The sequence below is a fragment of the Mesorhizobium sp. B283B1A genome, from assembly GCF_020165735.1.
Classification (GTDB): domain Bacteria; phylum Pseudomonadota; class Alphaproteobacteria; order Rhizobiales; family Rhizobiaceae; genus Mesorhizobium; species Mesorhizobium opportunistum.
The window spans coordinates 95,120-113,160 of the sequence record NZ_JAIUIQ010000007.1 but is presented as its reverse complement, the minus strand read 5'-3'; the positions used below and the strand labels follow the sequence as shown (position 1 = coordinate 113,160).

Genomic DNA, 18,041 nt, shown 5'->3' with positions numbered 1-18,041 from the left:
ATAAAGGGAAAAGCGGCGAAACGCTTGGGAGCGCCGCCGTGGAGGTGCTCGGCGATGCCACCGGGAGGCCATGGCCTGCCGGTGGCGGATTGAGCCGGCGTCGTATCAGCGAGCGCCGCCGGACGCGTTGATGCGTTCGCCGGTCAGCCACGCCGCCTCGTCCGAAGCGAGGAAGGCCACGGTCGGGGTGATGTCGTCCGGCTTGCCGAAGCGCTGGCCAAGGGGGACGCCAGCGATCAGCATATTGCCGAAATCGGTGCCAACCATGCCTTCGGTCATTTCTGTATGGGTATAGCCGGGCGCCACGATGTTGACACGGATGTTGCGGGCTCCGAGTTCTCTCGACAGGCTAAGCGTCAGCGTATCGATCGCCGCTTTGCTGGCGGAATAGAGGCTGGTGTTTGGCACTGGGTTCCAGCTCGAGATCGTGCCGATGTTGACGATGCTGCCGCCGGTCTCGGGGAAGTGGCGCATGGCCGCCTTCGTGGTCAGGATCGTGCCCAGTACGTTGGTGTCGAAGAGCCGCCGATAATCCGCCTCACTGGCTTCCTCGAAAGTGCCGAAGCTGGCGGTCGCGGCATTGTTGATCAGAATGCTTGGCTTGCCAAATGCGATCTCGGCGGCCTCGAACATCTTCTCGACTTCGGCGGCATCGGCCACGTCGCCCCGGACCGCAGTAGCCTTGCCACCGGCGGCGACGATCTCCTTGACCGTGCGTTCCGCAGCCTCACGGCTGGAGGCGTAGTTGACGATGACGGCGGCGCCTTCCGCCGCCAGTCGTTTGGCGATGCCCGCACCGATGCCTCGCGCGGCACCGGTGACGATGGCGACCTTGTTGTTGAGCTTGCCCATTTTGGTTCTCCGAATGGATGGATGGATTTGACAACCGCCCAATTGGCCATTCCTGGGTGGGTCAGGTAGAGTGAACAAAAACATATTACTAATTCCAAGGTGGAATAGATGGACAGGCTCATGGTGATGAACACCTTTATAAGGGTCATCGAAACCGGCTCGTTCTCGGCGGCTGCGCGGCATTTGCGCGTCGGGCAGCCAGCCGTCTCGAAGGCCATCGCTCAGCTCGAGGAGCGGCTCGGCGTTCGCCTGCTGTCGCGCACCACCCGAGGTCTCTCGCCGACCGATGCGGGCCTAAGCTTCTATGAAGGCGCGAAGCGCGCGGTCGACGAGGCCGACGAAGCAGAGAACGCGGCCCGTGGCACTGCGGCGGCGCTTACCGGGTTGCTGCGCATCGGTACGTCGGTAACCTTCGGCCGCCTGCATGTCGTGCCGAGGCTGAAAGCGTTCCTGGACGCTCATCCGAGGCTCGACGTCGAGGTGGCGATGGACGACAGGAACGTCGACCTCGTCGAGGAAGGGGTAGATGTCATGCTGCGTCTGGGTGAAAGCTTTGCCCCTGCTCATATCGGGCGCAAGATCGCCACCTGTCGTCGTCTCGTAGTGGCAGCACCCTCGTACCTAGCACGCGAGGGCGAACCCATCGCGCCGGATGAGCTGTCGCGGCACGAGGCGATCCTTTTCGTCCGAGCAGGCACTTCCAATCGCTGGACGTTCCGGCGAGGCGCCGAAGAGATTTCGCTTGCCGGCCAAGGGCGGCTGCGCGTGACTTCCGCCGAAGGGATACGTGAGGCAGTACTTGCCGGCATCGGCTTCACGGTCGGCTCCGAATGGATGTTCGACGCAGAACTGCGCAGCGGTGCGGTGCGGCCGATCCTGGTCGACTGGGTGCTGCCGCCTGTTGAATTGTGGGCGCTGTTTCCGGCCGGACGCAAGGCCAGCGTCAGGGCAAGGACATTCGTTGATTTCGTGGCGGGCAGCCTGTAGGCGGCTTCAGCCGGCCATCGTCTTCAGTCGTTCGACCAGCCGGTCGCGGTCCGATGTCAGGCCCTTGTAGTTGAGCTGAGCAAGGTCGAGCGCGTCGAGTTGGGCGGCGAAGGACAGCGCCAGCGTCGCCCGGTTCGGATGCCGTGCCAGCACGGCGAGCGGGTCGAGATGGATGCGGATGGTGAACAGGATATCGCCCGACGCGGGAAGCTTGCGCAGCGTCTGCCGCTCGACACGGATGAAGGCGTGCGCCTTGACGTCACCGTCGGGGACGCGTGTCGGCCGGTTTGTGGCGCGGTCCATGCGCTCGATATTGGACAGCGGATGGTACAGCGCATCGCCCGACTGGATCGACCAGTTGTAACGCTCGACCGCCTGGCCCTGGAGACCGTCGAACATGCGGTTGATGAGTTCGGCAGGCCGGGTACCGGGACCAAAACCCGGCACCGGGGCGTGGATCTGCTGCAGCGGCTTGCCGAACTTCTCCAGGAGCGACCAGGATGAGGGGAAGCACAGCGAACCCGCGGCGAGCCGCCAGCCGCTGTCGTCGCGGCGCATCAGGATCAGGTCCTCCTGCACCAGCAGCGAGGCGGCGACCAGCGGTGCGTCGGCGAGACCCGAAGGGAGGTCAGGGTGGTTCGCGGCGTCCATCACCTCGATGCCCATATCGGTGCGGCGATGGGTGTGCGGGAATCTCCCAGGCAGATACGCGCCGAGCAATTCGAGCACTTCCTGCTGTGCATCCCGCGTGCCCTCCTCCTCGACGAAAACCCGCCCCGCGATTTCGGAATAGAGCCGGCGCTTTTCGGCGAGGTAGGGCAGAAGATGGCCGTCGACCTCGATCCAATCCGCCGGATCGAGCGGCTTCAGCCCGATGGTGAAGAGTTTCGACGAGCCGTCATAGGGCGTATGGGTGGGCAAGGAGGTCATGGTTCAGATCAATTTTGCCGGGATCAGTCCGCGCAGCGAATTGCCGACGAACAACGCCTTCGCGGATTTCAACTCGTCCAAGCTGTAGATCGCTTCCCGGGCGCGGCCTTCGTCCAGAAGCTCGGCGCGCAATACGCCAGGCAGCAAGCCGCAGTCGAGTCGGGGCGTTGCCAGCACGCCGTCACCGAAATCGGCGAAGACATTGGTGATCGTGCCTTCGCAGATTTCGCCACGCTCATTGGCCAGGAGCACTTCGTCGGCCTGGGTGGCGAGATATTCGGAGCGGGCATGCGTGTAGAGCTGTCGACGGCTGGTCTTGTGGCGCAGCAGCATATTGCCTGAATCGAGCTTTGTCCGCGCCAACCGCAGCACCCAGACCTTGTCGGCGGCGAGCGGTTCATAAGGTTGCGCGGAGGCGCTCGCCTCGCCACGGCGCGACAGTGCGAGCCGCGTGCGCATGGCGATGGGGGAGCCGCCGACCGCGCTGCTCAGGGCCTCGCCGATCCTGTCCGGATCATGGCTGAAGCCCAGTTCCGCCGCCGAGCCATAGAGGCGCGCAAGGTGGCGATCGAAGCGCAGGAAACCGCTGTCCGGCTCCCAGCGCATGGTCTCGATCAGCTCGAAATCGGTGGCGTCCCCGTTGCGAAGCGGGCCTTGAGCAGACACTCCTGATACTCCTCTTGCGCCGTCGAATCGAAGACGATGCCGCCACCGACATTGTAGACGGCCTCGCCGCTGGAAAAGAGCGATATGGTGCGGATCGCCACCGAAAAGCGCATGGTGCCGCCGGGTGCGATCCAGCCGATGGCGCCGCAATAGACGTCCCGGGGCGTGCTTTCCAGATCGTGCAGGATTTCCATGGCGCGGATCTTCGGCGCGCCGGTGATCGACCCGCAGGGAAACAGCGCCGCGAAGATCTGGCGGATCGAGAGCCCGGGCAGCAGTTTCGCCCTGACGTCGCTCACCATCTGGTGAACGGTCGGATAGCTCTCGATGCGGAACAGCGCCGGCACTTCCAGCGTGCCGACCTCGCTGATCAGCGAGATGTCGTTGCGCAGGAGGTCGACGATCATCCGGTTCTCGGCCTGGTTCTTCTCGTCGTTGCGCAGGAAGTTTTTCTGCCGTTCGTCCTCGGCTTTGGTCGCGCCGCGCGGTGCGGTGCCTTTCATCGGATGCGTCTCGATCATACCGCCGGCGTCGATCTCGAAGAACAGTTCGGGCGAGCGCGACAGCACTACGGGGTCACCGAGCGCGACCAGTGCGCCATACTTCACCGGTTGGCGTTCGGTCAGCGCATCGAAGGCGGCAAGCGGGTCGCCCGACCATTGCGCCCGCACCGGAAAGGTCAGATTGCCCTGGTAGCAATCACCTTGCCTGATGTGCTGGTGCAGCCGTGCGAAGCGCTTCTCGTAATCCTCAAACGACCATGCCGCCCTTGCATCGAAGATCGGGCCGTTGGTCGGCGCGGCGCGCTGAGGCACCGCTTCTTCGACCGGGGCATCGAAAACGCCGAGGCAGACCAGCGGCGCTCGGCGTCCGCTTGGCAGCAAGGGAACCAGCTTCGGCTCGAGCAGGTAACCCGCTTCGTAGGAGAAATAGCCGGCCAGCCACTTGCCGGCATCGTGCGCGGCCTGCGCGGCCTCCAGCGCCGGCCGGAAGTCCTTTGCCGCATGCGCCACGATGATATCGGCCGGCCGGTCGAAAACGAGCTGGCGCGCGCTTTCGTCGTTGCGGAAAATGGCGGCGGGCAGGGACATGGGACTCGGGTGCTGCGGTCAATGAAGCCGTTGACCGCTCTATATGGGGGGCCGTTCGCGCGCAATCGAGGGAACGGCACGCTGCCACTCAAAGCCGACCTCCGGGCTGACCCTTGGGCCGACCTCTGCTGGCCCTTGTCCGCTCAAAACAAACCGGCGACGTCTTGGCGCCGCCGGTTAATCGCTGTGTCTATCGCTCAGGTGTTGCTGGCGGTTCCGGCTGTCGGGAACTGCTTGGCGAATTCCTTTTCGTTGCCGGCGGCGAGCAGCTTGGCCTGCTCGATCCAGCGTTCGCGCGCGATGCGGCCGTCGAAGTTCATCACGTCCTCGATACGCTTGATGTCGGCGGCGGTCCAGGCGGCGATCTGGGCGAAGGAAGTCACGCCTTGCGCCTTGAGGAGTTTCTCGTTGACCGGGCCGATACCGATCAGGCGGCGCAGATTGTCGGGTTTGCCGGAGGCGGCCTTGGCCGCCGGCGGCGCGGCCTTCTTCGCTGCTGAGGCCTTGGGAGCGGCCGCGCTCTTGGTTGCCGAGCCGGCGGCCGCGGATTTGCTCGCAGCGGGTTTGGCTGGTGCCTTGGCCGCCGCCGGCTTTGCCGCGGCCGGTTTGGCTGGCGCGGCCTTGGCCGCTGCCGGAGCTGATTTGGCCGTGGCCGGCGTCGACATCAGGGCGGCCGACGGTTGACTTGCGGCCTTTGCGGCGCCGGCTCCGGCGGAAGCCTGCGCGTCACGCAGCTGGCGCTCGAGATCCGAGCGGGTCTTGCCGCAGGCATTCAGTTCACCCGTCAGGCGGTCGCTGTCGGCGCGCAGCCTGTCGCGCTCGCTACGGGTGCGGTCGAGATCGCCGCGCAAGCTGTCGAGCTCACCACGCAGCCGTCCCCAGACGAACCAGCCAACCAACACACCCACAAGGAACGCCAGGAGCATGTAGAAAAAAGTGCCCATTGTCTCTCTCCAGTCAGATCCGTCTGCCGCGGTATGGATTCATGACCTTCGGCGAAGGACTACTCGGTGGTGGTTCCGCGGCGCGGAACAGCCGGCTTCGGTCGAGCTGTCGGCGATCGGCTTGCTGCCATGCCAACGGCCGTTGTCGCGTTCGCCAGAGCGCCACGGTCGGCCGAGATTTTTCCTCGCCGATCCGCGTACGCTCCGGCTGAGCTTGGAGCAAAGGCTACCATAGGGCTTGCGGAAAGCTATCGGAAAACTTGCCGCCGAGAGTCGTTGAAGAACAGATATTTAGCCAGGAATGGTGCTGGCCCAACATGCATTCCGGCTAAACTGTTCCGTGCCGGCGCGAGACATCTCAACCGTCGAGCGCTTCCAGTTCGTCGATGAGGCCGCCGATCACGCCGAGCCCGATCTGCCAGAAGGCCGGATCGGTGGCGTCGAGACCAAAGGGGGCCAGAAGCTCGGAGTGATGCTTGGTGCCGCCGGCGCGCAGCATCTCGAAATACTTGTCCTGGAAGCCGCGCTCGGCGTTCTGGTAGACCGCATAGAGCGAATTCACCAAGCAGTCGCCGAAAGCATAGGCGTAGACATAGAAGGGCGAATGGATGAAGTGCGGGATGTAAGTCCAGAACACTTCATAACCCTCGCGCAATTTGATCGCGGGTCCCAGGCTTTCGGCCTGCACCTCAAGCCAGAACTGGCCGAGCCGGTCGGATGTCAGTTCGCCGTTGCGGCGCTCGGCGTGCACCTTGCGCTCGAATTCGTAGAAGGCGATCTGGCGCACCACCGTGTTGATCATGTCCTCGACCTTCTGTGCGAGCATGGCCTTGCGCTCGCGCCGGTCGGTGGTCTGCTCGAGCAACGAGCGGAAAGTCAGCATCTCGCCGAAGACGGAGGCTGTCTCGGCCAGCGTCAGCGGTGTCGAGGCCATCAGCGCGCCCTGGCCGGCGGCCAGCACCTGGTGCACGCCGTGACCGAGTTCATGCGCCAGCGTCATCACGTCGCGCGGCTTGCCCATGTAGTTGAGCAGCACATAGGGATGAGCCGACGGCACGGTCGGGTGGGCAAAGGCGCCGGGCGACTTGCCAGGGCGCACCGGCGCGTCGATCCAGTTGCGGTCGAAAAAGGTGCGGGCGATCTCGGCCATATCAGGCGAGAAGCGGTGATAGGCCGACAGAACGGTGTTCCTGGCCTCGTCCCAGCCGATCACCGCTTGCGGCGTCTCCGGCAGCGGCGCGTTGCGGTCCCAGTGGTTCATCACCTCCATGCCAAGCCACCGCGCCTTCATCTGGTAATAGCGGTGCGACAGGCGCGGATAGGCCTCGCGTACGGCGGTGGCGAGCGCGTCGACCACGCTGCGCTCGACCCGGTTGGCGAGGTGGCGTGAATCGGCGATGTCCTCGAAGCCGCGCCAGCGGTCCGAGATTTCCTTGTCCTTGGCCAGCGTGTTGGTGATCAGGGTGAAGGTGCGCAAATTCTTGCGGAAAGTCGCGGCCAGCGCCGCGGAAGCCCGACGCCGGACTTCACCGTCGGCATCCTGCAGGCGGTTGAGCGCCGGCTCCAGCGTCAGTTCCTCGCCTTCGACGTCGAAGCGAAGGTCGGTCATCGTTTCGTCGAACAAGCGGTTCCAGGCGCCGCGCCCGGTGATCGATTTCTCATGGAAAAGCTGCTCGACGCGGTCCTCGAGCTGATAGGGCTTGTCCATCCTGAGATCGAGCACCCAGGGCCGGTAGTGGCCGAAAGCGGGGTCGGCGGCCAGCGCGCCTTCGATCGCCGCGTCGTCGATCAGGTTCAATTCGAGCGCGAAGAATAGAAGATGCGCACTGGCGTCGGTCATCTTCTCCTGGATGTCGCCATAGAGCTTGGCGCGCTGCGGGTCGGCCGTGTTGCCGGCATAGACCAGGCCGGCATAGGAGACGATGCGGCCGATCAGTTCCTCCAGCGCCTCATAGGCCACCAGCGCCTCGCCCAGCCTGCCGGCGCTGCCGCGCTCGGCTTCGGCCGCCAGCGTGCCCTTCCAGCGGGCCTCGAAAGCGATCGCATCGGCGGCGGCCCTGGCGATGTCACGCTTCAGCTCCGGCGCGTCCATGCCGGTGTAAAGGTCGGCAAGGTTCCATTCCGGCAGATCGCCAAGCCCGGCCGCGCCCTGACCGGACGCTGGCGCCGCAAGCCGCCGACCAAACATCATGCGCATCGACAATACCTTCTGTGAATCAACGGGTCAGAATCTGGGGTCAGAATCAAAGGGAGAATGGAGAAGCCGGTCAAATCCTAAGGAATTCGTTCACCGGGTTTTTTGAAACCTTATTTAGAACCCTGTGCCAAGATGATCCATGGGGATTTCGGGCGCGGGCAACTCAAGACAGTCATGACAGGTTCCATACTCATAGTCGATGACGATCCCGTGCAGCGCCGGCTGCTCGAGGCGGCGGTGACGCGGTTCGGCCATACGGCAATCGTCGCCGACGGCGGTGCCGCGGGTCTCGAAGTGCTCGACGGGCCTGGCACTCGCGACGTCTCCGTCGTCATCCTCGACCTGGTCATGCCCGGCCTCGACGGCATCGGTGTGCTGAAGGCGATGCGCGAGCGCGGCATCAGCGTGCCGGTCATCGTGCAGACCGCCCAGGGCGGCATCGAAACCGTGGTTTCGGCGATGCGCCATGGCGCGTTCGATTTCGTCGTCAAGCCGGCTTCGCCCGACAGGCTGCAGGCCGCGATCGCCAATGCGCTCAAGGTCGAGGCGGTCGAGGGCGAGGTCAAGCGCACGTCGCGCAAGCGCGGCGGACTGCTGACCTTCAAGGACATGATCACGCACAGTCCGGCCATGGACAGGGTGATACGCCTTGGCCAGAAAGCGGCGGCTTCCAATATCCCGACCCTGATCGAAGGCGAATCCGGCGTCGGCAAGGAACTGGTGGCGCGCGCCATCCAGGGCAGCGGCGACCGCCGTTCGAAACCCTTCGTCACCGTCAATTGCGGCGCCATTCCCGACAATCTGGTCGAATCCATCCTGTTCGGCCACGAGAAGGGCTCGTTCACCGGCGCCACCGACAAGCACACCGGCAAGTTCGTCGACGCGCATTCGGGCACGCTGTTCCTCGACGAGATCGGCGACCTGCCGCTCGACGTGCAGGTCAAGCTGCTGCGCGCCGTGCAGGACGGCGAGGTCGATCCGGTCGGCGGCCGCGCCACCGTCAGGGTCGACATCAGGCTGATCTCGGCCACGCACCGCAACCTCTTGCAGCAGGTCAAGGACGGCAAGTTCCGCGAGGATCTGTTCTATCGGCTGAACGTCTATCCGATCTTCGTGCCGCCGCTGCGCGACCGCCGCGACGACATCCCGCACCTGGTCAGACATTTCATGGAGAAAGTGGCGCCCGCCGACCCGCGCCACCGTCTTACGGGCATTTCGGCGGCGGCGCTTGCCGTGCTGCAGGCCTATGATTGGCCAGGCAACATCAGGCAATTGGAGAACGCGGTCTTTCGCGCCTCGGTGTTGTGCGAAGGCGATGTGCTGACCGTCGATGATTTCCCGCAGATCCGGGCGCAGGTGGAGGGTACCGTCAACCTCGAAACGGATGGCGATCAGGAAGCAGACGCTCTCGCGCCGCCATCGCTGGAGCCCCGCGATGAGGATATCGTGCCCAGCGACGCCGTTCCGGCAAGCGTGCACGACCAAGCCGTCAGGACGCAGCCTCGCTTCGGCACGTTGAAGGCGCTCGACGAACGCGGCAATGTGCGGGCGCTGGCCGATGTCGAACTCGAGATGATCAAGCTCGCCATCGATCACTACAACGGCCAGATGAGCGAAGTCGCCCGTCGCCTCGGCATCGGCCGCTCGACGCTTTACCGCAAGCTCAAGGAATACGGCATCGACCCGGAAACCGGGCGTATCGACCGCCTCGCCTCCTGAGCGGCGCAAGGCCGGGACCAGCTTGCCCTGTCATGGTGCGGTCTTGCACTGTCCCGGCCGGATTATGGCGGGCTGGGAGCGGTGCCCGACAGGTGGCGATCACGCATTAAGGCTAATGGTAACAGATCGTGTTTCAGCCAAAGGCGGAAACGTGATCTAAACCAGCGGTTTACCAAGAAACCCTCCGAACAATTTTTGACGGGATATCGCCATGGTGTTACCGCATTTCGGCTTCAATAAGCGATGATTAACCATTAGGATCGATATTCGGATGTGAAAACGACACATCCGTTTGGGCAAATCCGGGGACAAACGGCAGCCTGCAAGGCCTTTTGATTTGAACAGAATCGAACGACTCACAAACGGGCGTCATCATCATTTGCGCGTCTGGCCGAGATGGCTGGCAGCGGTGATTGTCGCATTTGGTTTTGTTGCCGCGGCCGCCACGGGCGCCCAGGCCGAAGTTCGTTCGCTCAAGCTCTATCACCTCCACACCCACGAGAAGGCCGAGATCGTCTACAAGCGCAATGGCCGCTACATTCCCGAGGGTCTGAGGAAGATCAACATCATCCTGCGCGACTGGCGGCGCAACGAGCCGACCAAGATGGACCCGCGCCTGCTGGACCTGGTCTGGGAGGCGTATCGGGAAAGCGGCGCCACCGACTATATCCAGGTCGTCTGCGGCTACCGCTCGCCGGCGACCAACTCGATGCTGCGCAGCCGCAGCCGGGGCGTCGCCGAGAAGAGCCAGCACATGCTTGGCAAAGCGATGGACTTCTACATTCCCGGCGTGCCGCTGAAGAAGCTGCGCAACATCGGCCTCAAGATGCAGGGCGGTGGCGTCGGCTATTACCCTACCTCCGGTTCGCCGTTCGTCCACATGGATGTCGGCAATGTACGCCATTGGCCCGGCATCAGCCGCCAGGAACTGGTCAGCCTGTTCCCCAATGGCAAGACACTGCATGTGCCGAGCGACGGCCGGCCGCTGCCGGGCTATGAGCAGGCGCTCGCCTCCTACAAGGCGCGCAGCGGCTCCGGCACACCCAACATCGAACTGGCCAGCGCCGGCGGCAGCGGCAAGAAGTCCGGCGGGTTCCTCTCCGCATTCTTTGGCGGCGGCGACGATGAAGCCGACGACAGCGCCGATGTCGAAACCGCTTCGGCCGCACCCGCGCCCAAGCCGAGAAACGTGAAGCCGCTGGCCACTGCCAAGAGCAGCAACCTGCCGGGCATCGCCATCGTCGCGCCCGAGAATGCGCAGCGCGCCGAAATTCCGCAGGTCGCCGACGAGCAGGCTCCGGAGCCGCGGACGGACACGCCGGAGACGATCATCGCGGCGCTGCCTGCCAAGGAGATCCCGCTGCCCGACTTCGCGCCGCGGCCGAAGGCTGATGTCGGCGCGCAGCAGCCTGAGAATGTTCCGTTCGCCACGGCGGATGCGACGGCCACCACCGAACAGGCCGTGGCGACCGCGCAGGCGCCGGCGAACATGCCTTTCGGCAAGGCCGACCCTGCGGCGATGGCGGCTGCTGCCGCCGCCGATCCGGCGCAGATTGCCGTCAACAACATCCCATTGCCGACCTGGCGTCCCGAACACTCGTTGCCGGCGGACCTCGCACCGCCGCCCAGCAAGGATGTGCTGATGGCGCTGGCCGAGACGGCTGATCAGGACAAGTCCGCCACGGATGCGTTCTCGGTGCTGCCGACGGCGCGTCCGGCACCGGCCAAGCCGGATGCCGTCAAGGCCGTGCTCGACGAAGCCAATGCCCAGCTCGCCAATGCCCAGGTTGCCAATGCACAGGTTGCCAATGCACAGGTCGGCGGCGGTGACGAATACCAGCTTGCCTCGCTGTCCGAAGAACCGCGCTCGGCCTTCAACGATCCGTCCGCCGTCGATGCGGCATCGCCTCGCCAGGCTGTTGCCGCCCGTCCGGCCGGTTCCGATCCGGCAGCCGCGATCGGCGCCGGCGTGAAGACGACCCGCAAGGAAGCCAGGGCCACCGCCCGCGACCAGAAGCCCGGCCCCAGGGCCGTGGTGGTCGCAGCCGCGCCTCAGGCCGCCCGCTGGGCGCTGACCAGTGGCGAGACTGTCGCCGCCGTTTCGAGCGCAACGACGGCGCCGGGCTACGCCTACAATATCGTGCATACGCCGCCGACCGAGGTCTATACGGCCGGCTTCCAGTCGGGCGACGCGGTAGCCGACCCCAATCGCTTCACCGGCAACGCCGTCAAGTTCATGTCGGTCGCCCGCTTCCAGACGAAGTAACCGACCAGCCAATCGCAAAAGCCGCGCCGGGCAGCCTGCGCGGCTTTTTGCTGTTTAATATTACCCATTCGAAGCTTGAAAGGCTCGCCGGTCATCACCGTCGGGAGCCAGATCACGCGAGACGGAACTTCTCGTGAGATCGGAACGATGGACCCATTTCCAGGTCACTATCGGCGCGTTCCAACCTGGGGATATTCTACTGGCATCAGTTCTGGCACTGGCGGCAGCATCGGCTGCGATTGCTCCCTCGCAAGCCGAAACCGTGATCATCAAGAACGGCAAGCATCAGTGCAGGACCAAGGTGGTCAAGCATTGGGTTCACCACCATAGGGTGGTCAACAAGATCAGGGTCTGCAACTGATCCGGAATTGATAGATCCGGTGAATTGGCCCGATCGGCGGGAGTCGGCCGGGCGTTCATATGCCAGCTGACGCGGCTCTTACACTGGTCGGAGCCAACCTGTCGGCAAGTCACCGCGAGTCTCGCTCCCAAACCCGTGATCACCGCCGGGCGGCGGCATCAGTCGATTTCCAGCGTAGCAGCTTCACCCTTGGCCAGAAGCCGCGCTGCGTCACGCGACGGCGGCAGTCCGAAATGGCGCGCATACTCCCGGCTGAACTGGGATGCGCTTTCATAACCGACGGCAAAGGCGACGCGCGTGGCGTTGCCCGACTCAGCGATCAGCAGATGACGCGCCTCCAGCAGACGGACCTGCTTCTGATACTGGATCGGGCTCATGGCGGTTGCCGCCTTGAAGTGGCGGTGAAACGAGGCGTTGCTCATATGCGCGAGTTCGGCCAATTCCGTCACGTCGATAGGCTCGTTGTAGTGCGATCGTATCCAGGCGGTGGCGCGGCGGATCTGTGACAAGCGGCCGTCAGCGCGCGCGAGATGGCGAAGCTTCGCGCCTTGCGGACCCTGCAACAGGCGGAATGCGATCTCGCGTTCGAGCATGGGCGCGAGCACGGGAATCTCTGCTGGCCGGTCGAGCAGCCGCAGCATGCGGCGCCATGCATCGAGCAGTTCGTCATCGGCCCGGTCGGTCACGAAGCTGTCGCCGTCGAGCGCCGGCTTGTGGTCGACGATCAAGGTGGCGATCAACTCGATGTCGAGGGCGAAGGCGACGGCCACATAGGGACGGGCGCTGCTCGCCTCGATGAGCTGACTGGTGGCGGGCGTCTCCACCGCATAGACGAAATAGCTGCCGGCGCCATAGCGAAGCGTGCGGTCGCCGATCAGCACCGTTTTCGTCCCCTGCAGCACGAACAGCGCCGTTGGTTGGCAAAGCTCGGGCAGCGGCGGGGTCGCAATCTCGCTGCGGCCGATGGAAACACGCGGGATGGCTGTCTTTGTGCGCCGCCCATGCGCATGGCGGCCGGCGATCACGATCAATTCCTGCAGGGCTTCTTCCATGTCTTCAGCATTGCCGATCCATGCTGACCGCGCAACCAGTTGAGAGGATTAGGCAAGAGGACGCGAGTATCCGGCGCGCGAAACCGGCCAACGCAGGTCATTTCTAGGTCATCAAGGAGACACGGACATGACGACGAAAGTGAATGCGTTGGTCACCGGCGCCAACAAGGGTATCGGCCACGAGACCGCTCGCCGGCTGGCGGTCATGGGATTCAAGGTCTGGCTCGGCGCCCGCGATGCCGAGCGCGGCGAGGCCGCGGCAAAGACGTTGCGCAACGAAGGTTTTGGCGTCGAATGGCTCCAACTCGACGTCGCCAGCGACGACAGCGTAACGGCCGCGGCCAGAACTTTGACGACGCGGATATCCAGCCTTGACGCGCTGGTCAACAATGCCGGCATTGCCCCCGGCTATGTCGACGCGCTGGGGCCGGACGGCGGCTACGAACGGCCGCCGAGCCGCGAGAGTGTCGCCGACATGAAGGCCACCTATGACGTCAACGTCTTCGGTCCGGTTCGCGTCACCCAGGCATTCCTGCCGCTCCTCCTGGCATCGCCCGCCGCCCGCATCGTCATGGTCAGCAGCTATCTCGGCTCGATCGCGCGCGCCGCTGATAACAGCCAGTCGCCCAATGTCATGGGCTATGGCAGCTCGAAAACAGCGCTCAATGCCGTCACCGTGGCCTTCGCCCGGGAGCTTTCGACGCGCGGTATCATGGTCAACGCTGCCGCTCCCGGCTACGCCGCGACGGACCTCAATGCGCACAAGGGCGGCCGTACGGTGCAGCAGGCTGCCGGGATCATCGTGCAGCTGGCGACGCTGAAGGCCGGCGGCCCCACCGGCGGCTATTTCGATGAGAATGGTCCGTTGCCCTGGTGAGCGATGGCTATTTCCGAAGCTGGCTCGCGGCGCGCGCCAGCGCTTCGATCTCGTCCCATTTGCCGGCCTTGACCATATCGTCGGGCGCGACCCAGGAGCCACCGACGCAGATCACGTTCGGCAGGCTGAGGTAGTCGGCCGCGTTCTTGCCGGTGATGCCGCCGGTCGGGCAGAATTTGACATCGGCCAGCGGCGAGGCGAAGGCCTTCAAGGAGGCGATGCCGCCCGACTGCTCGGCGGGGAAGAACTTCAGGAAGCGCAGGCCGGCCTCGCGCGCGGCCATGATCTCGCCGGGCGTGATGGCGCCGGGCAGCAGCGGAACCTCGCTGTCGGCGGCCGCCGCCAGAAGCTCGCGGGTGATGCCGGGGCTGACGATGAAGCGCGAACCGGCGCTGGCTGCCTCGTCGAACTGCCTGCTGTCCAGAATGGTGCCGGCGCCGACAATGGCTTCCTCGACCTCGGCGGCGACCCGCCGGATCGCTTCCAGCGCATCGGCGGTTCTGAGCGTGATCTCGATCGCCGACAAGCCGCCGCGCGCCAGTGCACGGGCCAGCGGCACCGCGCTGGCGACATCGGTGATCTTCAGCACCGGAATGACCGGCTGGCCGTTCAGAAGCGACAGGAGTTTTTCGGTCTTGCTGGGCATCTGTCTCTCCATGTAAAAGGCTATTTCAACCGATTAGCAGACGGGTGTTTGCCTGTCCACGAACCTGGTCGCGTCGCGATGTCACGCGTCATCGGGCAGCTTACCGTCTCTTCCCCAACAGGGCCATGACAGGCAAGCGAAACAAGCCACCGAAACAGGCCGCCGAGCCCGTTTTGCCTTGAATCGCCTTTTACGAGCGTCTAGTTGCTCTGGCAATGACACCGTCCGCGCCATCCCAACCCGTCCGCGTCGCCGCGCTCTACCGGTTTGCCCGGCTCGACGCCTTCGAGGCATTGCGTGCGCCGCTTGCCGCCTTCTGTTGCGGACGCGGCATCAAGGGCACACTGCTCCTGGCGCATGAAGGTATCAACGGTACCGTCGCGGGCAGCGAAGCAGCGATCGCCGAACTCATCGACCATATCGAGGCCGTCGAGGGCTTGGCGGGCCTGGAGGTCAAATACAGCGAAGCTGTGGAAATGCCGTTCCACCGCATGAAGGTGCGGCTGAAGCGCGAGATCGTCACCATGGGCGTCGGGGACATCGACCCGGCGACAAGTGCGGGCACCTATATCGCGCCGGCCGACTGGAACGCCCTGATTTCGCAACCCGACACGATCGTCATCGACACGCGCAACGCCTATGAGGTGTCGATCGGCACGTTCAAGGGGGCGATCGACCCAGCGACCGCGAGCTTTCGCGAGTTTCCGGCCTGGGTGGAAGCGCACCGGGCGGAGCTCGAAGGCCGCAAGGTGGCGATGTTCTGCACCGGCGGCATCCGTTGCGAGAAAGCGACCGCCTATGTCAGGTCGCTTGGCTTCGAGGATGTGTTCCACCTCAAGGGCGGCATCCTCAGATATCTCGAGGAGGTTCCGGCCGAACAAAGCGTGTGGCAGGGCGAGTGCTTCGTCTTCGACGAGCGCGTTTCGGTGTCGCATGGCCTGGCCGAGGGGGACGCCGAACTCTGCCGCGCCTGCCGCCATCCGCTGACGGTAAGCGAGCGGTCGTCGCCGAAGTTTGCCGCAGGTATCTCTTGCCCGCATTGCTTCGATGCCCGCTCGGATGAAGACCGCAAGCGCTACGCCGAGCGCCAGCGCCAGGTCGAACTCGCGCAAGCGCGGGGCAAGGGCCCGCATATCGGCTCCTGATCCCAGCCGCTGCCAAGCGGCAGCCTGTCATTGCAATGCCAGGCTTCGGAACCTACGTCTTCGACGTTCGAAACCTGCCCGTTCAGCCGGGCAAATCCTGGAGGCATTGATGTTCGATCCCAAGAAGCTTCTCGACGAACTGCTCGGCTCGCAAATTCCCGGTACCACCGGCACTGTCCGCGACAAGGCGGGCCAGGCCGTGCAGATGGCCAAGGACAATCCGCTGGCGGCCGGCGCGCTTGCGGCGGTGCTGCTTGGAACCGGCGCCGGTCGCCAGGTGACAGGCACGGCGGTGAAGCTCGGTGGATTGGCTGCCATTGGCGGTCTCGCCTACAAGGCCTACCAGAACTACAAGGCCGGCAATGCACCGGAGCAGGCGCCCGCCGCCGGCGAACCGGAATTGCTGCCGCCGCCCAAGGATACTGCCTTCCACCCGTCGCAGGCGCCGCAGGGCGAAGATGAGTTCACGCTGACGCTGGTTCGCGCGATGATCTCGGCGGCCAAGGCCGACGGCCATGTCGACGAGGACGAACGCAAGAAGATCGCCGGCAAGCTCAGCCTTTCCGGTATCGGCTCCGATGCCGAGAAATTCCTGATGGCGGAGCTGGAAAGCCCGCTCGATCTCGACACGCTGGTGGCGGGTGCCAAGACCGACGCGCAGAAGCTCGAGCTCTACACCGCGTCGCGCCTGACCATAGACCCGGACACGCGCACCGAGCGCGGCTATCTCGACCTGCTCGCCGGCCGGCTTGGCCTGCCGGATGCCCTGATAGACCATGTCGAGGCGACGGTTTCGGCTGCCAAGGTGCCGGCCGCAAAGGCGGGCACTTCGCCCAATCCGCGTTGGTAGCCCATATCGGCACAGGTGCACTTAGCCTGCGTTTACCCTTCGTTAACTCAGGAAGCGCATGATTCTACACAGTCGGATCGGCTTTCCTCCTCCCAAGTCCGGTTCAGATCAGGGCGGTCGCCAATGACCGCCCTTTTTGTCGGCCCGGATGAGGCCGCTTCCGCACACCGGATTCCACTTTTCGGGAACATGTGCTGGCCGCTCCGCTTGCCATCGCTGCCGTCATTTGCGATGCCTTCTGTTCTGAAGCCAGATCCTGAAAATCAAGCGGGCACGCGCGGCGCTGCCGGAGGACAACTGCCATGACCGAGAAAACCGCCATCGTCACCGGCGCCGGCACGGGCATCGGCAAGAGCGTCGCCACGGCATTGCTCAAGGCCGGCTGGAACACGGTGTTCTGCGGTCGCCGCAAGGCGGTGCTGGACGCCGCGGTCGCCGAGGCTGGCCCCTCCGACGCCAAGGCGCTGGCGGTTGCCTGCGACATCAGCAAGGCCGGCGAGGTCGATGATCTTTTCGAGACCGTGGCGGAGGCCTTTGGTCGCGTCGACCTGCTCTTCAACAATGCCGGCATGGGCTACAAGTCGACGCCGATCGATGAGATCCCGGTCGAGGTGTGGAACGATATCGTCGGCGTCAACCTCACCGGTTCCTTCCTGTGCGCGCGTGCTGCGTTCGGTGCCATGCGCAAGCAGCGGCCGATGGGTGGCCGCATCATCAACAATGGTTCGGTGTCGGCCTATGCGCCGCGCCCGGGCTCGGTGCCCTATACGGCGACCAAGCACGCCATCACCGGGCTGACCAAGACGCTGGCGCTCGACGGCCGCCCCTATGACATCGCCTGCGGCCAGATCGACATCGGCAATGCGCTGACCGACATGGCGCAGCCGATGACCGTCGGCGTGCCGCAGGCCAACGGCTCCATCGCCGCCGAAGCCGTGATGGATGTCCAGCATGTTGCCGACGCGGTCGTCCACATGGCCAGCCTGCCGCTCGACGCCAATGTACTGTTCATGACAGTGATGGCGACCAAGATGCCATTCGTGGGGCGCGGATGAGCACAGGCTTTCGCCGCCGCCTCATTCGCCCGCCAGCGGCACGCCGGGCTTGAACAGCAGAATGGGCCTGATCTCGTAAACGGCGGTCGGATTGACGCGGCGAAGGTCGCGGGCGATCGCGATTGCCGCATCTCTGGTGGCGCAGTCGACTACATAGAGACCGAGCAGCTGTTCCTTGGTCTCGGCGAAAGGGCCGTCGATGATCACGCCGTCGCCCGGGCCGCGCAAGGTGCAGGCATCCTGTGTCGACCCCAGACGCGCTGACGGTCCAAGCGTGCCTTCCTCATGAAGCCGGGTGTTGATCTTGAGCAAGTCAGCCATCAGCGCCGCATCTTCCTGCGGCGTCAGCGCCTTGATTGCGTCTTCCACATGATAGGCAAGGATTGCATAGAACATTCGAATG

The 18,041-nt window shown here is 64.5% G+C and carries 17 protein-coding genes; 8 read left to right on the top strand and 9 right to left on the bottom strand.

Annotation, left to right across the window (positions count from 1 at the left end; translation table 11 throughout):
* Nucleotides 1-105: 105 nt before the first annotated feature.
* A complete protein-coding gene (locus tag LB577_RS07985) occupies nt 106-852 on the bottom strand; it encodes an SDR family NAD(P)-dependent oxidoreductase (RefSeq protein ID WP_224686275.1) in 747 nt (248 codons plus the stop codon).
* 108 nt (nt 853-960) lie between these two features.
* On the opposite strand from LB577_RS07985, the gene LB577_RS07980 reads away from it, so the two are divergent.
* Nucleotides 961-1,839 carry a LysR family transcriptional regulator gene (locus LB577_RS07980; protein WP_224686274.1) on the top strand — a complete coding sequence of 293 codons (879 nt, stop codon included), beginning with the start codon at nt 961-963 and terminating at the stop codon, nt 1,837-1,839.
* Nucleotides 1,840-1,845: 6 nt separating this feature from the next.
* Here the strand turns inward: LB577_RS07980 and LB577_RS07975 are convergent, their stop codons facing one another.
* The 5 genes from LB577_RS07975 to LB577_RS07955 form a co-directional block, all read right to left on the bottom strand.
* Nucleotides 1,846-2,769, bottom strand: coding sequence for a heme-dependent oxidative N-demethylase family protein (locus LB577_RS07975; protein WP_224686273.1), 924 nt, complete (start codon nt 2,767-2,769; stop codon nt 1,846-1,848).
* A gap of 3 nt (nt 2,770-2,772) precedes the next feature.
* A complete protein-coding gene (locus tag LB577_RS07970) occupies nt 2,773-3,435 on the bottom strand; it encodes an aminotransferase class IV family protein (protein ID WP_224686272.1) in 663 nt (220 codons plus the stop codon).
* Nucleotides 3,384-4,526 carry an aminodeoxychorismate synthase component I gene (locus LB577_RS07965; RefSeq protein ID WP_224686271.1) on the bottom strand — a complete coding sequence of 381 codons (1,143 nt, stop codon included), beginning with the start codon at nt 4,524-4,526 and terminating at the stop codon, nt 3,384-3,386. The genes LB577_RS07970 and LB577_RS07965 overlap by 52 nt, the downstream gene beginning before the upstream one ends.
* Nucleotides 4,527-4,723: 197 nt before the next feature.
* On the bottom strand, nt 4,724-5,470 hold the full coding sequence (locus tag LB577_RS07960) for a proton-conducting membrane transporter (RefSeq protein WP_224686270.1): 747 nt from the start codon (nt 5,468-5,470) through the stop codon (nt 4,724-4,726).
* A gap of 358 nt (nt 5,471-5,828) precedes the next feature.
* The gene (locus LB577_RS07955) at nt 5,829-7,667 is read right to left on the bottom strand and encodes a M3 family oligoendopeptidase (protein WP_224686269.1); all 1,839 of its coding nucleotides are present in this window, start codon (nt 7,665-7,667) and stop codon (nt 5,829-5,831) included.
* Nucleotides 7,668-7,841: 174 nt separating this feature from the next.
* On the opposite strand from LB577_RS07955, the gene LB577_RS07950 reads away from it, so the two are divergent.
* The 3 genes from LB577_RS07950 to LB577_RS07940 all read left to right on the top strand — a co-directional run bounded on the left by LB577_RS07950 (nt 7,842) and on the right by LB577_RS07940 (nt 12,013).
* Nucleotides 7,842-9,386 carry a sigma-54-dependent transcriptional regulator gene (locus LB577_RS07950; RefSeq protein WP_224686268.1) on the top strand — a complete coding sequence of 515 codons (1,545 nt, stop codon included), beginning with the start codon at nt 7,842-7,844 and terminating at the stop codon, nt 9,384-9,386.
* Between the two features lie 379 nt (nt 9,387-9,765).
* Entirely contained in the window at nt 9,766-11,652 is a 1,887-nt protein-coding gene (locus LB577_RS07945; RefSeq protein ID WP_263495921.1) for a DUF882 domain-containing protein, read from the top strand.
* A gap of 133 nt (nt 11,653-11,785) precedes the next feature.
* Nucleotides 11,786-12,013 carry a hypothetical protein gene (locus tag LB577_RS07940; protein WP_224686351.1) on the top strand — a complete coding sequence of 76 codons (228 nt, stop codon included), beginning with the start codon at nt 11,786-11,788 and terminating at the stop codon, nt 12,011-12,013.
* Nucleotides 12,014-12,171: 158 nt separating this feature from the next.
* Here LB577_RS07940 and LB577_RS07935 read toward each other — a convergent pair whose 3' ends face one another.
* On the bottom strand, nt 12,172-13,065 hold the full coding sequence (locus LB577_RS07935) for an AraC family transcriptional regulator (protein WP_224686266.1): 894 nt from the start codon (nt 13,063-13,065) through the stop codon (nt 12,172-12,174).
* A 127-nt stretch (nt 13,066-13,192) separates the two neighbouring features.
* On the opposite strand from LB577_RS07935, the gene LB577_RS07930 reads away from it, so the two are divergent.
* The gene (locus LB577_RS07930; protein WP_224686265.1) at nt 13,193-13,942 is read left to right on the top strand and encodes an SDR family oxidoreductase; all 750 of its coding nucleotides are present in this window, start codon (nt 13,193-13,195) and stop codon (nt 13,940-13,942) included.
* 7 nt (nt 13,943-13,949) lie between these two features.
* Here LB577_RS07930 and LB577_RS07925 read toward each other — a convergent pair whose 3' ends face one another.
* Nucleotides 13,950-14,588, bottom strand: coding sequence for a 2-dehydro-3-deoxy-phosphogluconate aldolase (locus tag LB577_RS07925; RefSeq protein WP_224686264.1), 639 nt, complete (start codon nt 14,586-14,588; stop codon nt 13,950-13,952).
* A gap of 215 nt (nt 14,589-14,803) precedes the next feature.
* Here LB577_RS07925 and LB577_RS07920 point away from each other — a divergent pair, with 215 nt between their 5' ends.
* The 3 genes from LB577_RS07920 (at nt 14,804) to LB577_RS07910 (ending at nt 17,638) form a co-directional block, all read left to right on the top strand.
* Nucleotides 14,804-15,733 carry a rhodanese-related sulfurtransferase gene (locus LB577_RS07920; protein ID WP_224686263.1) on the top strand — a complete coding sequence of 310 codons (930 nt, stop codon included), beginning with the start codon at nt 14,804-14,806 and terminating at the stop codon, nt 15,731-15,733.
* A gap of 109 nt (nt 15,734-15,842) precedes the next feature.
* The gene (locus LB577_RS07915; RefSeq protein ID WP_224686262.1) at nt 15,843-16,583 is read left to right on the top strand and encodes a tellurite resistance TerB family protein; all 741 of its coding nucleotides are present in this window, start codon (nt 15,843-15,845) and stop codon (nt 16,581-16,583) included.
* A 302-nt stretch (nt 16,584-16,885) separates the two neighbouring features.
* Nucleotides 16,886-17,638 carry an SDR family oxidoreductase gene (locus LB577_RS07910; protein ID WP_013893159.1) on the top strand — a complete coding sequence of 251 codons (753 nt, stop codon included), beginning with the start codon at nt 16,886-16,888 and terminating at the stop codon, nt 17,636-17,638.
* 21 nt (nt 17,639-17,659) lie between these two features.
* Here the strand turns inward: LB577_RS07910 and LB577_RS07905 are convergent, their stop codons facing one another.
* Nucleotides 17,660-18,034: a YciI family protein gene (locus LB577_RS07905; RefSeq protein ID WP_224686261.1), complete on the bottom strand. Its 375-nt coding sequence runs from the start codon at nt 18,032-18,034 to the stop codon at nt 17,660-17,662.
* Nucleotides 18,035-18,041: the final 7 nt, after the last annotated feature.

Coding starts and splice junctions, on each gene's coding strand:
- LB577_RS07975 (WP_224686273.1), bottom strand. CDS start 2,769: ATGACCTCCTTGCCCACCCATACGCCCTATGACGGCTCGTCGAAACTC.
- LB577_RS07905 (WP_224686261.1), bottom strand. CDS start 18,034: ATGTTCTATGCAATCCTTGCCTATCATGTGGAAGACGCAATCAAGGCG.
- LB577_RS07985 (WP_224686275.1), bottom strand. CDS start 852: ATGGGCAAGCTCAACAACAAGGTCGCCATCGTCACCGGTGCCGCGCGA.
- LB577_RS07960 (WP_224686270.1), bottom strand. CDS start 5,470: ATGGGCACTTTTTTCTACATGCTCCTGGCGTTCCTTGTGGGTGTGTTG.
- LB577_RS07965 (WP_224686271.1), bottom strand. CDS start 4,526: ATGTCCCTGCCCGCCGCCATTTTCCGCAACGACGAAAGCGCGCGCCAG.
- LB577_RS07925 (WP_224686264.1), bottom strand. CDS start 14,588: ATGCCCAGCAAGACCGAAAAACTCCTGTCGCTTCTGAACGGCCAGCCG.
- LB577_RS07910 (WP_013893159.1), top strand. CDS start 16,886: ATGACCGAGAAAACCGCCATCGTCACCGGCGCCGGCACGGGCATCGGC.
- LB577_RS07915 (WP_224686262.1), top strand. CDS start 15,843: ATGTTCGATCCCAAGAAGCTTCTCGACGAACTGCTCGGCTCGCAAATT.
- LB577_RS07930 (WP_224686265.1), top strand. CDS start 13,193: ATGACGACGAAAGTGAATGCGTTGGTCACCGGCGCCAACAAGGGTATC.
- LB577_RS07980 (WP_224686274.1), top strand. CDS start 961: ATGGACAGGCTCATGGTGATGAACACCTTTATAAGGGTCATCGAAACC.
- LB577_RS07955 (WP_224686269.1), bottom strand. CDS start 7,667: ATGCGCATGATGTTTGGTCGGCGGCTTGCGGCGCCAGCGTCCGGTCAG.
- LB577_RS07950 (WP_224686268.1), top strand. CDS start 7,842: ATGACAGGTTCCATACTCATAGTCGATGACGATCCCGTGCAGCGCCGG.
- LB577_RS07920 (WP_224686263.1), top strand. CDS start 14,804: ATGACACCGTCCGCGCCATCCCAACCCGTCCGCGTCGCCGCGCTCTAC.
- LB577_RS07935 (WP_224686266.1), bottom strand. CDS start 13,065: ATGGAAGAAGCCCTGCAGGAATTGATCGTGATCGCCGGCCGCCATGCG.